This is a genomic window from Paenibacillus sp. OAS669 (assembly GCF_014873645.1).
Classification (GTDB): Bacteria; Bacillota; Bacilli; order Paenibacillales; family NBRC-103111; genus Paenibacillus_S; species Paenibacillus_S vulneris.
In genome coordinates this window covers 1-14762 of the sequence record NZ_JADBDR010000002.1, presented here as the reverse complement: position 1 = coordinate 14762, position 14762 = coordinate 1, and the positions used below count along the sequence as shown (strand labels likewise).

Below are 14762 nucleotides of genomic sequence, written 5' to 3'. Positions count from 1 at the left end.
GTCCACCTCCCTATCCTATTCCTGACGCTCGTCAAATAGCACAAAAAAGGCACCTTGTAGGGTGCCTTCCTCGTTATCCGACCTCGCGCAGGAAACGATACTGCGCTTGAATCAAGCCGTAGTAGATGCCTTTTTGCTTCATCAATTCCTCATGATTGCCCTGCTCCATAATGTTCCCATGATCGAGAACGACGATATGATCGGCATTGCGGATTGTCGATAACCGATGCGCGATAATGAAGGAGGTTCTACCGGCCAGCAGCGTCTTCAGTGCCTCCTGGATTTTCAGCTCGGTCTCCGTGTCGATACTTGCGGTCGCCTCATCCAATATCAGCACGCGGGGATCTGCGAGCAGCGCCCTGGCAAAGGAAATTAACTGCCTTTGACCCATTGACAGCACGTTGCCGCGCTCCTGTACTTCCGTATCGTAGCCTTGAGGCAGGTTAACGATAAAATCATGCGCCCGGACGGCTTTAGCCACGAATTCGATCTCTTCATCCGTCGCGTCTAAACGTCCGAAACGAATATTATCTTTAATCGTTCCCGAGAAAATAAAGGTATCCTGAAGCACAATCCCCACCTGGGATCTCAGGCTGGAAATCGCGACATCCCTGATATCATGGCCGTCTATCGTAATAGACCCTCCAGTGACATCGTAAAAACGGCAGAGCAAGTTGATAATCGTACTTTTACCGGATCCGGTATGGCCGACGAGCGCTATGGATTGGCCTGCTTTAACGCTGAGATCGATGCCTTTGAGCGCAAGTCTGCCCGGCTCATACTCGAATTCGACTTTTTTAAGCTCAATATCCCCTTGAACTCGTGGTAGTACTTTAGCCTCTTGCGCTTCTTCCACATTCGGCTTTTCATCGATGAATTCAAAGATCCGCTCGGAGGAGGCCATCGCAATCAGCATTTGGGAATACATTTGTCCAAGCCGGTTGATAGGCTCCCAAAAGTGCCCGATATAAGTTGCAAAAGCTACCAGCAAGCCTACCGTAATCTCCCCTTGTTGAATCAAATGAGCACCATACCAGAACAAAATACAATAGCCGATGGCTCCCGTCACTTCAATAATCGGGTTGAACGACTGGTTTAAGGTCGAAGCCCGGTTCCAGGATTTATGGTTGTCAAGATTCATGTTATCGAAGAATGCGATATTTTCCTTTTCCTGCGTAAAGGCTTGCGTTACCTTGATGCCTTGAATACATTCGTTCAAATGCGCGTTGATTCTCGATTGCTTCGTCTGCACAACCTGCCAGGAACGGCGGATATGGACGCGAAGCTTCGTCGAGATGACGAACATGATCGGAACGGTAACAATGATCGCGGTGCCCAGCTTAATGTTATAGAACAGGAGAATCACGATAATACCAATAAGCTGAACACAGTCAATAAGCAGGTTGACAACCCCGTTTGTAAACAAATCCTGCAGGGAGTTGACATAGTTCGTAATCCTTACCAGAATCGAGCCTGCCGGCCATTTATCGAAAAATTTGAAGGAGAGCTTCTGTACATGACTGAACAAATCATGTCTCAAATCATAGATGACCTTTTGCCCTATCATGTTGGTGTAACGAATGCGGTAATTGTTGGCGGCCCACTGAATCAGATACAGCGCCAGCATCCCGCTCACACACAGCAGAAGCAGCTTCGTGTTTCCTTCACGCAGCGCATGGTCGATCGCGTACGCGATCAGCAGCGGATTTAGCAGCTTGGTAAGGGCGCCTACGATCATCATCGTAATGATAACGGGAAGAATTTGCTTCGAATAGGGCTTTATGTACTGACTGAGCCGCTTCACCTGGACCCAGTCGAATTCTTTATCTAACTGTTCGTCGTCCTGATAGACAAACCTTTGACCTTCCTGCCCAGTCGGGTTAGCCTTTGCGGTCGCCGATTTTGCAGACTTGCTCACTGTGCGTACCCCCTCATTTTGACATGTCCTGCTGCTGCCACCTGATTTGCGGCCTGCTGCGGCTCAGGTTGACCTTGTGCGTCCTTTGCTGCGAATGGTTCTTCCGATTCATCGGGATGATCGGCGAATTGGATATGGTACGTATCCAGATAAGGACCTTCCTGCTGCATTAATTGTTCATGTGTGCCTCTCTGCACGATACGTCCCTGATCCAGTACGAGGATTTCATCCGCATGACGCAGCGAAGAGATACGATGGGCAATGATGAATGTCGTCCGGCCTTTCATCACTTCCTGGAAGCCTTGCTGGATCTCATGCTCCGTCTCCATATCCACCGCGCTCGTGGCATCGTCGAGGATCAAAATTTTTGGATTTTTGAGCAGGGCCCTCGCAATAGCGATCCGCTGCTTCTGCCCGCCGGAAAGTCCCAGTCCGCGTTCACCAACAATAGTATCGTAGCCGAGGGGCAGCTCCATAATGAAATCATGGGCCTTTGCCAGCTTGGCAGCGTGAATGATTTGATCCATCGATACATTTTTTACGCCATAAGCGATATTATTGCGAATCGTCGACGAGAAGAGGAATGTCTCTTGGAACACGATGGCCATCTGGTCACGCAGGCTTTCCAAGGTAACATCGCGAATATCCCGTCCGTCCAGCGTTATGCGCCCTTCCTTGACGTTATAAGCGCGAAGCAGCAGCTGAATGACCGTTGATTTCCCTGAACCCGTCCCCCCCAGCAGGCCGATAACAGAACCGGCAGGAGCATCCAGCTCAAAATTTTGCAGTGCCGGCTGTTTATCCGTATAAGCGAACGTTACGTTCTCAAAATGCACATGTCCGCTTACTTGCTCCGAAGTCAGGGCAATAGCGTTGTCCTTATCCTTCACGTGGACGTATTGGTGCAGGATTTCGAGGATCCGCTCCCCAGCCGCCTTGGATTGGGTAAAGTTATTAATATGGAATCCGATTCCCCACATGGGACCAATGATGTACCAAATTAAGCTGAAGCAGGCAACAAGCTCGCCAAGCGAGATTGAATGGTTGATGACCATCATGCCGCCGATCCCTAACAGGACGACGACGCTCATATTGGCAAACAGCTCCATTAAAGGAAAGTACTTTGCCCAAATTCCCGAAGTCGTTACGTTATTTACCTTGTATTCCTCGTTTCGCTCCGAGAACTTGTCGATTTCATGAGGCTCGCGGGCAAACGATTTCACGGTACGAACCCCTGTAATATTTTCCTGAACGGAGGTTGTCATGGAGCTCATCGATTTTCGAATCGAACGAAACGCCGGATGAATCTTGCCTTCAAACCGGATCGCGGTAAAAACGAGAAACGGCATAAAGACCATCGTAACGAGAGTCAGCTTCCAGTTGATCGTCATCATCATAATCGTCCCGAAGGTAAACATCATGAAAACGTTTAAAATTTGCACGAAGCCGAATCCGACAAAATCCCTTACCGCTTGCAAATCCGCCGTCAGACGAGACATCAAATCCCCTGTACGGGCTTTGTCGTAGTACTGAAACGACAAATACTGCAGCTTCTTGTACAGCGCATTCCTAAGATTAAATGCGGTCTTGTTCCCTAATTTCCCGCTGCTCATGCCGTGAAGAAATTGAAACAGCGCCTTACAGCTTACGACCCCGACAACCAGCAAAGACAAGTACGGCACCACGGAAAAATTTTTCTTCGCAATCACATCGTCAATCAAATAACGAAGCAGATTCGGATAGACCAAACCAAGCGCCGTTGCGGTCATTAATGAGAAGATCGATGCGAACAGATACTTCTTCTCTGACCAGTAAAACTCCTTTAACTGCCTAAAGACTTCCATGGTGTCCCCCTCCATTAGCAGCACTAAAGGCCGCTTTAAGCAAAAATTGCTTTCGAGGCAGTTAGTTTCTGCGTTCGAAAGCGTTCGCTTTTTTGAATATTATCATCATCCCTGGGGTACAGCAACATCCAATGCTGTCATAAATCTCCTTAACGGGAGAAAATAACGCATTTCCTCACAAAATGCCAGAACAATCCACTTATATCATAGGATTATTGGCATATCTCGCCAAATGAAAACCCTTTCAACAAAACAGGCAAAATCGGCTGTCCTGACTTGGACAACCGATTTCTTCCACCGCTTTGAAAAAAGATAATGTTTCATTATAACCGTTTTTTACCCGAGTATTTGCTGCAGGCGTCCCAGCTTCTGATGCAGCTCGCCGATATCGATTTGCATCTCCAAAGCGGCCAATTGGCCTTCAGCATACTCTGTCAGCTCCTGCTGCAGCTGAGCAGACATATCCTTATACCAAGCCTGAAGCTGCTCCTGATAGAAAAGCTCCAGCCGATCCGATTGCCGCTGCACATAGCCCGTTAACGGATCATTCAACCTGGCTTCAAGCTCGGTACGTAACTTCTGTTTGCCGTCTCCCTCGAAGAAATGCTTCGCATTCTTATAGAAGCCGGACAGCCACTTCACCGTAACCGCTTCTTGCGCGCCAAATGGCTCGGTTTCCTCAAGCGGCGTGAAAGTATGCGGCTCATAAGCCGATGGCTGGAAATCCGCAAGATCCGCTCCGAAGGACTGCATCCACTGTTCTCTCCGCTTCTTTGCGGTTTTGTTGATCGAATTCTCAACCCGCAAGGTCGTAGCGAGAATTTCCTGGGACAGGTCAAAGGAAATCATGCGGCGCAGATCGTCCCATGCCGCTTGAATCAGGCTCTTCACATCCTTGCCTTCTTCGGCAAAGACGGAAGGATTGAAGGCCAGATTAAACAGCTCTCCGAACCGGAACACTTCGCGCTGCTTCACGTAGTAGAGCAGCTCCTCAATTTCCTTGCGAAGCTCCCGTTCCTCCGGCTCTGTCGAGATTCCTTGCAGGAGCTGCACAGCTTCATCCAACGCCTGACGAATGGCGCGGGCCTTGCTCTGCCGCTCCGATTCGTCGGATTGGGCACTGACGATCCACTGCTTTAACACATCGGCAGCCCGGTTCAGATCACCATGGCCGGATCGGATCGCAATCTCTGTAAGCTCTTCGAGCGAGAAACGGACAAAATCTGTCTCGAACGCTGCGATGCCGGAGGCTTGAATGGTTTCGTCGCTCCGCTGCAGCTTGCCTTCCAAAGCGTAATAGCTTGATAAAGGATAAATTCGCGGATGTCGAATTCCGTGCTGCTGCAAATTGCTCTCCACATGAGCAACCACGCCTTCCAGCTCCTCGGCCGACGATGCAAGATCAGCTGCGTTGACGATAAAGAACATTTTATCCAGCTCAAAGCTATCCTTTACCCGGCCCAGCTGAAGCAAAAATTCCTTATCCGCATGCGAGAATGCATGATTATAATAAGTCACGAACAGAATGGCATCCGCGTTCTTGATATAGTTAAAGGCAACGCCCGTATGGCGCGCATTGATGGAATCCGCCCCAGGCGTATCCACCAGAACAATCCCCTGATCGGTCAAAGGATTGGAATAATACAGCTCAATCAAATCGACAAAGCATGATTTGGATTCATCTGCGGCATAATGGCCGAATTGCTCGGCATCTACCTTCAGCTCGCCACCAATGTCCTGCTCTACCGCCGACCAGCCCCGTTCTACGGCCTTCAAGAACGTATAATGAGGCTTACCCTTGGCTGATACCTGATCCGCCGATAAACGATGAATCGCTTTTAACGCGTCCTGAAAATCCGTGGTCGGTATGCCGAGCACTTCCAGCGAATACCGGACATCGTCCGTCAGACGCTCCATCGATTTCATCTTGACTTTGGCCGTTCCGTGCGGCCAGCCGTTTTCCGGCTCCGGCGGCATGATTTTGTTAATAGCCGCGGTGGTCGGATTTGGAGACACCGGCAAAATCCGCTCGCCGATCAGCGCGTTGGCGAACGAGGATTTGCCCGCGCTGAACGCGCCGAACAGCGCGATCGTGAAGCGATTGTTCTCAAGCCGCTCCGCCTTCTCCTGCAAGGAGCGGCAAATGCTCTGCAGCTGCGAGAGGCCCGCTAGCTCGCGCGCTCCGTCCGCGAGCTTAGCCGCAGCCTCGCGCAAGCGGGCGCGATGCCCGCCCTGCGTGAGCGGAGCAGCGCCGGTGCGCGCGTTGCGGTTCGCCGCGACGGCCACCGCCGCGAGCGCATCGCTCGCAGCAGCGCCGGCATCGCTGGCGGCCTGCGGCGCTGCAGGGGCGCCTGCGGCGACAGCGACAGCAGCCGCCGGGTCCGGCAGCTGCGGCGCAGAGGCATGCAGCGCGGCCAGAGGCGCCTGCAGTTGGGCTGCGTAAGCCTCTTCCGCTGCTGCAAGCCGCTCAAGCTCGCGCAGGCTGCCCAGGCGCCCCTCAAGCGCGTCGAGCTGTTCCTGCAGGCCGCCAATCTTCGGCTTCAGAGCCGCTGCCATAGCTTCCGTCAGCTCATCTACCAGATCAAACGCGCACTTACGGTATAGAAGCTTCACCTCGGATGCGATCTGCTTTGAATAATTTAAAGTATAGTCACCGCCGAAGCCGGCCGACTCGTTCACCTGCTCTGCAAACCATTGCGGTTCGATCTCCACGTGCAAACGCTCAACGATTTCTCTCACTTGATCTGCATGCAGCAAAGCCGTCGCATCAGCTGCCTTGGATAAGGTCTGCTGCAAATGGCGTTCCATCTGCGTGGCGATCTGATTGGAGAAATCACTGTGGAACGCATGCAATCTGCGCTCTATTTCCTTAGCCGTTTTCGCAGCTCCCGCGAAAAATCCCACTTTAAATCCAGGCTTGCGGCTCTGTAAATATTCGTGAGCCAAATCGCGCGTAATCGCAGGCGTAATATTGGCGTTATCCAATATATGCCCAATCTCTTTGCGCAGGGAGGTCCGCAGCGCTTCCGGCTTCGCCTCTGCTTCAGCCAGCTCCTTGCTCAAATCCGCCCATTGCTGCTGCGCATTCCCGGATTCCTCATCCGCGGCCAATTGAGCGCGCAGCTGCTCCTTGACCGGCTCATTGCGCTCGGCCATCTTGCGAGCATGCTCCGAGGCCAAATGCTTCGCTGATTTTTCCAGGCTAAGTGCCGATAGGGGCTTATGGCTTTCGATCAGCTTGCCAAGAAGCCAATCCAGCTTCCCCCATTCGCTGTGCGGGTGGTTCGAAACCTTAACCGAAGTATATAAAATTCCATCCGGCTGAATGTGCCAATTCGCAAAAGCTTCCTTGACTCCCGCTCTATAAGTCTCGAACGAAAGCTCCTGATCCCTGTGTTTATCTACTTGATTAATCAGCAAATAAAGCGGTTTGCCCCACTCTTTCATTTTCTTCGTGAAGGCGAAGTTAATCTCCGATTGGACGTGGTTATAATCCATCACGTAGAATACAACGTCAGCCAAATGCAGCGCCGACTCCGTAGCCAGCTGGTGCGCATCATCCGTCGAATCTATTCCCGGCGTGTCCAACAAAGCCGCATGCTCTCCCAGGAACGGAATCGGATAGCGAAGGTTAACCGTTTCAATATCCTCGCCATTTTTGCAGTATGCGCCGAGATCTGCAAGCGGGACCGTTTGCACTTTAGGCTCGGCATCATCCGCCGCTCTGTGAACAACTCTGGCGCCGGATTCCCCATTGGTAATGGACACAATGTTGGCGCTGGTAGGAATCGGACTTGAAGGAAGCAGCTGATGTCCGCAAAGCTTATTGATCAAGCTCGATTTGCCCGCCGAGAAATGTCCGCAAAACGCTATATAGAAGCTGCCGCTTTGTGCTTTTTGCAGCAGCTGTTTGATCTTCTTCCCGTTCTCTGCATCCTTCTCTTTCTCTACCTGCTCAAGCAGTGCACGAATGGTGCTCTCCATCTTATCCCCAACAACCGTCAAATTGCTCATTCCATTCTCCCCGTATCTCTTTAGTCTACCGTCCTTAATCGCCTTATTTGTTTACAGCATATTTTCCTCCGTGCGATAAGGTTCGTCGTTCAGCATTTCCCAATCAACAAAAAAAACCGAATTTCTTCGGTTTTTAGTGTACCACACTTTCGTTAACAGGAATAAAAATTTCAAACAAATTGCGATGCTGCAAGATCGTAATATCTTTATCCTTCACTTTCATCACGACAACTTCCGGCTTTGTTTTCATGCGGTCCAAATAGTTATCAGGAACGTCTCCAGATTCCATTACCGTTACGCCTTCCACTTGCTTCTCTTCATTTTCGGCCAATGGCGTTTTCAATATTTCTTCATAGATGTCAGAGAACACTTCGAAATTGCTTGTATAAACCGATATGCACTTCATAATAATCCCATCCTTATTGTTTGCTGTGGTAAAGATTGCTACTGTATAGGTTTCCTACGACTACCGGATTTCATACGTTTTTTTCCTTCACGGCATGCATCAGCCAGTGGACAGCTATCGCATTGCGGGTTTTGTGCCTTGCAGTGATATCTTCCGAAAAATATGAGCCTATGATGGGTCAATGTCCATTCATCACGCGGAACCAGCTTCATCAGCTTTTTTTCCACTTCAAGAACCGAATCATTCCAATTCGCCATGCCCAGACGCTTAGACACGCGTTCGACATGGGTATCAACTGCAATGGCGGGAACACCGAAAGCATTGGATACAACCACATTAGCCGTTTTGCGGCCAACGCCAGGAAGCTCGACCAGCTGCTCGTGCAGCTCAGGTACTTCACCGCCGTACTTGTCCAATAAAATGGCGCACAACGCCTGAATGTTTTTCGCCTTATTTCGGAACAACCCGATTCTGCGAATATCCTGCTCCAGCTCTTCTATGGGAACGGCAAGATAATCCTCGGGCCGCTTGTACTTTTGAAACAAATCAGCAGTCACTTTATTGACAGTTTCATCCGTACATTGCGCCGACAAGAGTACGGCGATAGTCAGCTCGAATGGATTGGAGTGATTAAGCTCGCAATGGGCATCCGGAAACATCTCGGCGATCGTATCTAGAATGCTGCGAACCTGCTTTTTGTTCATAGTTACAAGCTACCTCTTTCTAGTAGTATAAAATTCAGTTTACCGAAACATGAGTAAGGAATCAATGACTTCATCCGACAAAATGCGAACATTTCTAGAAAATTTACAAAAAAATTAGTCAGGAAAACAGAAAAAACCGTCAAAGGGAAGATCATTAAAGGCTTCTCCCCTTTAGACGGTGCTCTCTTAAACTAAGTTCCTTTGTTTTAGCAATAGGTAACCTTATTTTTCCATTTCGTAAATTTTATCATCCAGCACATAAATCGTTACTTCATCATTTTCAGCAAATGAACCCGGAGCAACTGTAGTGGTACCTTGATGCAGATAGGCCTTTGCATAAAAATTGTAGTTTGTCTTCTCGTTGGAGCTGCCCGGCTTCAGCTGCATCAGGTTCAGAACCGATTCGTAGGATGCTACCTTGCGTTTTGAAGCTGTGGCTTTCGAGATAATCAGCTGATCATTGGCATCTTTAATGATCTCCACCCGATCATTAATTTTAATCGAGTTCAAATCTGCAGAAGCCGTTCCGTTTTGATTAATGACGAACTTTTTACCGACTGGCAAGACCTGAACACCGCTGTAATAATCTTGTACGGTAATCGTTCCCGAACCAGCATCTACGCCGGTTACTTTACCGCGAACGGTATTCAGCATTTCTACGCTTTCCAGCTTTTTGCCCGTATAGGCTACTTTGATGTATTCATCGATAAGAATATCCTCAAAGCTATGGGTGGCTTTTCCCGGATTTACGATTTTATCATTATTATCAACTGTGAATACAAGCAGTCCGCCGCTCTCGTCTTTCACGCTTAATTGTCTTTCTGTCTTATTGCTGATCAGCGTTTTATATACAGCCGTTTTCTTCACTTGGATGAGTGTAATGAGATCTTGATCCCGGTTCAAAGTGCCGACAACATTGTCGCCAACCTTCAGATCCTTTATTGTCGCTCCCGGCTTGGCCAGAGATTCAACTCCAATAACAGTCATCAAGCCAAAGGTTACATTTTGGCCTCCCGGAGCACGCAAAGTAATTTGGTTAGCCTCCGAATTGATTTGGGTCACTGTGCCTTCCGCGTTCATGGCATATTTAATGCTCACAATCTTATCCTTGGATACCTTGAGATCCACCTTCGTACCCTTGGTCTTAACGAACTTATCCGCAAAATCAGCCAGGTTCATCGGAGCATCCCAATAACTGATTCCCGTTTGATCGGTCATTCTATAAGCATAAGGAGTACCATTGTCATCGGTAACAGTCAAGAGCTTTGTCTCCGCATCGTAGTTGACAATTTTGGCGAAGGCCAGCTGCTTGATGGATCGGCTTGTCACCGAAACTTTCACGACCTTATCATTCACCAGATCGAGCTTAAGCGTATCCCCTACTTCAAGATCAAAGAGACCTGCACTGCCTAGTCCGTCGATGGATACGATGGCATTATCCGCGATATAGTAAGCGCCTAGCGAGTTGTCCTGCTTATTAATCGTCAGTATTTTTTTATCGTCGCTTACGCTGGTCATAGTACCTTCGACAGAGCTTCCAACGTCAGCCTGCTGGTTGACCTTTAAGCCAACGATTTCATTATTTTTAATCTCATAGGAAACAACATCTCCGACACGAACCTTGGACAAATCCCCGGATGCTCCGCCTGCTAGAGTAATTGCCAGTTTTACGCTGAAGGGGAAGGTTTCGTTTTGCCCGGTCGTTTGTTCCATGAACGTAATGGTGCTGGCATTTTTGTCAATGCTTACGATAGAGCCGGATGCATTTTTGCTGATCGGAACCTGCTTAACAATGATTTTGGAATATTTGGCATTAGGAATGAGAAGATTGCGTTTCAGCTCGACAATACTTCCGATAGGAATAGAGCTCAGGCTTAGACCGCCCCCGTCTTTATCGGTAACCGTGACATTCTGCTCCAGTTCCTTCAGGTCCTTGTTACTGCCCTGGGCGATGGAAACCATCATCTTAGGAATGTATAGCTGATCCAGCGTTCCCTCGTAAGATTCCATTTGTTCCGCATCATTCGTGAGCTCTACATAGGCCGCATTCCCTTGGGATTGAATGACGTACACTTCATTCGTTTCTTTCAATTGCGTTGACGGGATTCGGCTATCGTCCTTGGCATTATAGAAAGCCGTGTCGGTAGAAACCGTATATTCCGTCGTCTTGCCCTTCTTATCAAGAATCGTCATCTTGCGATCCTTCAAGCTCATCATATAACCGATCACGACGCGATCGGAGCGAGTCGTCAGCTCTTTATCCGCTCTGCTCAGGAAGGTTGCCATTTGAGCGCGGGTTACATTGCCTTTCGGCTGGAAGTTATTGTCGTCTACTCCATTGACAATACCCAGGCTTACCGCCGCGTTGATATAACCGACTGCCCAGGAAGACATATCCTTCGAGTCACTGAATATGGATGGGTCTGCATTTTTTTGTTTTGCCAGGTCCTGCTTGTTGATGGCGCGTATAACAAGCTTGGCTACCCACTCGCGTGTCGCGGGACGGGAACCCCATGCCGTCTTGGAATTGGATCCGGATGCCTCCGTTTCCTCTTTCACGTCGAGAAGCTCTTTATCGAATGCATAGGCTATGTATGGCTTGGCGTAGCTTTGATCAAGAGTGACAGGCAGGATAGTCTCGGTTTTATTCTTCAACGCCTCATCCTCAAGACCCATCATGCGAATTGCCATAATGACAACGTCTTGCTGGGAGACTTGGGTGTCCGGGCTGAATTTGCCTTTATCCACACCTTGAATGATTCCTAATGCGGCCAATTTCGTTATATGCTTGATCGCCCAGTGATCGTTGCTGACATCCGTGAATGCCGAGCTCGCCGTAGTTGTAACCGTGCTGTTCGACTTGACTGGTTCCGCAGCGTATACAGGACTGCTGGCAAGTACAGATAAGGCTATTAATCCCGCGGCTACTTTTTTCGTATGCTTTTGCTTGTTGCTCATGTGTTTGCTCCTCTCGGTTAACTGATATGCGAAGCCCCCGAAAAAAGCGCGGTTAACCGCGCTTCATCGGATGCGGAAGCTCCATATGTCCCATTAAACTATCAACGGCTTTGCCGTCGAGTAATATATCCAAATTTTGAATCTCTGAAAATTGAAATAAAGTTTTTTTCAAAGCCTGCAGCACCAAATCTTCTCCGCCTGCACCTAATCTGGATTCCGGCGCCATAGACAAATCTACGGTTAACGTCTGGTCCTTCAACGAAACCGTATGGAACGTAAAGCCCTTCAACAACGCAATCCTTTTGCTGTCGGGACTTGTGGTCAAGGCTTTTAGAGCAGAAACATATTTCTCGTTATTGTCTTTATACGAAATAGTGCTCTCTTGCTCTACCAGCTGCTCGCCGTTTTCATCACCGAAATAGACTTTAATCTTTGTCTGCTTCGTCTCGGCTCCCGGAGCCGGTGACTGAACGGCAGCCATGCCGGCCTTGGAATCGCCGGAAGCATTCGGGGATGGCTTGGCTTGTCCGCAGGCGGACAATAAAACTACTAACGATAAACCGACTAGGGCGCCGTGTAGGTACCGTCTCTGCATCGCTATCCTCTCCTTAGTCGATATTCAACTGCTGTTTGATAGCAGCAACGATAGACGCGGCAACCTGATCCTGAAATTCCTCTTGGAACATAGCTGCTTCTTCCGAACGGTTGGTCAAAAAGCCAATTTCCAGCAGAAGTGAAGGCATGGTCGTGTTCTTCACAACATAGAAATTGTTCTGCTTCACCTTGCGGTCGGGAAATTGCGTAGATTTCAGCAATTGCTCATGCATGATTTTGGCAAAAGGCAAGCTTTGCTCGGTATAATAATAGGTTTCTGTACCTGCAACAGATTCTTTTCCCGCAGAATTGGCATGAATCGCAACGAATAGATCCGCCTTCATCTCATTGGCAAATGAGACCCGGTCCGCCAGCTCCACGAACGTGTCGTCCTCGCGTGTCATAACGGGCTCAATCTTGGATTCCTTCTCCAATAACTTGTTCACTTTCTTGCTAAGAGATAATACGAAATCCTTCTCATGGCGTTTCGTGACGGAGACTGCTCCCGTATCCTTTCCTCCATGTCCAGGGTCTATGACCACCTTGTACTTATCCTTGGCCTGTGACAATGTCCATGTCAGCTGATTCGGTGTTTTGGCAGAAGACAGCTTGAAATCTACTTTTTTAAATAAATCTATTATTATTCTAACGATAGACGATTCTTTTGAAAATAGCAAATATCGTACCTGCGAGACATTATTTTCATTCCCTTTGATGGTACCCTCGCCTTTTTCGTTCAGCTTCAGGGATGGATCCAATTGGCTGTACGGGATATCGATAACAATCTGGTTCGGATTAGACATTCTGGTTACGTTAGGCTGGCTCTCCGCCCCGCTTGTTTTGACGACGAACTGGTCTCCTTGAAGCGTAATGGAGCGAACGGTTGTCACAGGCTCCTTGGCTTTTTCTCCTGGCTTAGCCTGACCGGTTTCCTGGGAACCGGATGAGCCGGTTTTATCCGAAGAAGCGGCTGTTTCTTTGCCGGTAGAAGCCCCACTGTTCTTGTCCTTATCCGATGGCTTATCTTTCGATGCATCCCCCTCGCTGGCTTTATCGCCAGGTTTGGCGGCCGGTTTATCCCCCGGTTCATTCGAAAGCTTGCCGTTTACGACCGGCTGCTTGGAGCTATCGCCCGGTGCAGCCACTGCGCCTGAATCCGGCTTAGTTTCTCCACCCTCTACAGGGGATGAAACAACCTCCTTCACGTCCTCATCGGCCTGAAATAAAAATACCGAGCGCGTCAGCTCATCCCATGTGACCTTGACCCCGAGCTGCTCGCTGACAAAACGAAGAGGCAGCATCGTATTGCCGTCAATGATCATGGGTGCGGCTTCAAGTTTAAAGCTCTTGTTGTTCACCAAAGCATCCTGCTTATCTATAAACAGTTGGATATTGGTGCCTGACTTATCTACGGTGACTTTGCGGTTCTTTCCGTCCCACTGGACTTTGGCTCCTGTAGATTCCGCGATAATCCGAACAGGGACGATCGTATTATCCTTTACGATTTGGGGAGCTACTTCCGCCGCGAGCTGCTTACCGTTCAGGTACAGCTGGATCTTGGGTACGGCGGCAAATGCCATCATCGGAAAAGCAAGCAGAGAGACCAGCAAAAAAGACATCAACGTAGTTATTACTCTCATCATACACCTCAGTTTATGTATATAAATTTTTTGTAACGATAGATTCTATTATGACATAAATGATCTCATTATGGCGAAACTTACCATAATTATAGACTTAAAAAAGGGGAAAAAGTTGCGAGAATTGATAGATTTCCCCTTAATCCTCCGCATTTCTTGCCAACAATGAACCTTTATGGAAAACGATGTAAAACAATCCCGTTTCTAGAGTAAAGGGCAGATAAATTTCTGCCCCTCCTCATCAAACCGTACGTGAGGTTTTCCCTCATACGGCTTTCCGATGTTCGTCATTCATGTGCATGCAGATCACAGTAGCGTCTTTAATCCATGAAGCTTCGTCATGTACTTCATTTCTTGAAATGAGCTCATCCATCTCGCTCGCTGTCTTTTCTTTGCGTACCATCTTGTGAACCGCTGAAGGATGTACCAGTCCAGCTTAGCCAGCTTTAACTGGCTGTAGGCGGTGTAGTAATAGTTTCGCCATCCTTGAATCTTTGGGTTTAGCCACGCCACATGCTCTTCCATGGATTTGGATCGCATGCCTGGCGGAGCTAATCGCTCTTTCACCACGCCCCGAATTCGTTCCTCTGCTTTCCGCGTTAGCCACTGTTGAGTGGTGTAGTAGACGCGTCCTTGCGACGTTTCTGCTTTCGTTTTCCGATGGTGCATGCCGAGAAAGTCGAA

At 48.8% G+C, this 14762-nt stretch carries 9 protein-coding genes; all 9 read right to left on the bottom strand.

Annotated features, from left to right (window positions below):
* Positions 1–73: 73 nt before the first annotated feature.
* On the bottom strand, positions 74–1918 hold the full coding sequence (locus GGC63_RS05450; RefSeq protein ID WP_192701453.1) for an ABC transporter ATP-binding protein: 1845 nt from the start codon (positions 1916–1918) through the stop codon (positions 74–76).
* Positions 1915–3762 carry an ABC transporter ATP-binding protein gene (locus GGC63_RS05445; RefSeq protein ID WP_192701452.1) on the bottom strand — a complete coding sequence of 616 codons (1848 nt, stop codon included), beginning with the start codon at positions 3760–3762 and terminating at the stop codon, positions 1915–1917. The genes GGC63_RS05450 and GGC63_RS05445 overlap by 4 nt, the downstream gene beginning before the upstream one ends.
* A 336-nt stretch (positions 3763–4098) precedes the next feature.
* Positions 4099–7776, bottom strand: a complete 3678-nt coding sequence (locus GGC63_RS05440) for a dynamin family protein (protein ID WP_192701451.1) — start codon at positions 7774–7776, stop codon at positions 4099–4101.
* 133 nt (positions 7777–7909) lie between these two features.
* Positions 7910–8182, bottom strand: coding sequence for a hypothetical protein (locus GGC63_RS05435; RefSeq protein ID WP_028548615.1), 273 nt, complete (start codon positions 8180–8182; stop codon positions 7910–7912).
* Positions 8183–8220: 38 nt separating this feature from the next.
* Positions 8221–8886, bottom strand: coding sequence for an endonuclease III (gene nth / locus GGC63_RS05430; RefSeq protein ID WP_079909001.1), 666 nt, complete (start codon positions 8884–8886; stop codon positions 8221–8223).
* A gap of 222 nt (positions 8887–9108) precedes the next feature.
* Positions 9109–11844 (bottom strand): S-layer homology domain-containing protein, encoded by a 2736-nt coding sequence (locus GGC63_RS05425; RefSeq protein ID WP_192701450.1) that lies wholly within the window; start codon positions 11842–11844, stop codon positions 9109–9111.
* Between the two features lie 52 nt (positions 11845–11896).
* A complete protein-coding gene (locus GGC63_RS05420; RefSeq protein ID WP_192701449.1) occupies positions 11897–12439 on the bottom strand; it encodes a GerMN domain-containing protein in 543 nt (180 codons plus the stop codon).
* Between the two features lie 13 nt (positions 12440–12452).
* Complete coding sequence (locus tag GGC63_RS05415; protein WP_225947981.1) at positions 12453–14081, bottom strand: N-acetylmuramoyl-L-alanine amidase family protein; 1629 nt, start codon at positions 14079–14081, stop codon at positions 12453–12455.
* A 303-nt stretch (positions 14082–14384) separates the two neighbouring features.
* Positions 14385–14762: group II intron maturase-specific domain-containing protein (locus tag GGC63_RS34365; protein WP_318780987.1), on the bottom strand; the 378-nt coding region annotated here is incomplete at its 5' end.

What these genes read in the sequence shown, in the direction of transcription:
- GGC63_RS05445 (WP_192701452.1), bottom strand. Translation starts at nt 3,762, where the DNA reads ATGGAAGTCTTTAGGCAGTTAAAGGAGTTTTACTGGTCAGAGAAGAAG.
- GGC63_RS05440 (WP_192701451.1), bottom strand. Translation starts at nt 7,776, where the DNA reads ATGAGCAATTTGACGGTTGTTGGGGATAAGATGGAGAGCACCATTCGT.
- GGC63_RS05435 (WP_028548615.1), bottom strand. Translation starts at nt 8,182, where the DNA reads ATGAAGTGCATATCGGTTTATACAAGCAATTTCGAAGTGTTCTCTGAC.
- nth (WP_079909001.1), bottom strand. Translation starts at nt 8,886, where the DNA reads ATGAACAAAAAGCAGGTTCGCAGCATTCTAGATACGATCGCCGAGATG.
- GGC63_RS05425 (WP_192701450.1), bottom strand. Translation starts at nt 11,844, where the DNA reads ATGAGCAACAAGCAAAAGCATACGAAAAAAGTAGCCGCGGGATTAATA.
- GGC63_RS05420 (WP_192701449.1), bottom strand. Translation starts at nt 12,439, where the DNA reads ATGCAGAGACGGTACCTACACGGCGCCCTAGTCGGTTTATCGTTAGTA.
- GGC63_RS05415 (WP_225947981.1), bottom strand. Translation starts at nt 14,081, where the DNA reads ATGATGAGAGTAATAACTACGTTGATGTCTTTTTTGCTGGTCTCTCTG.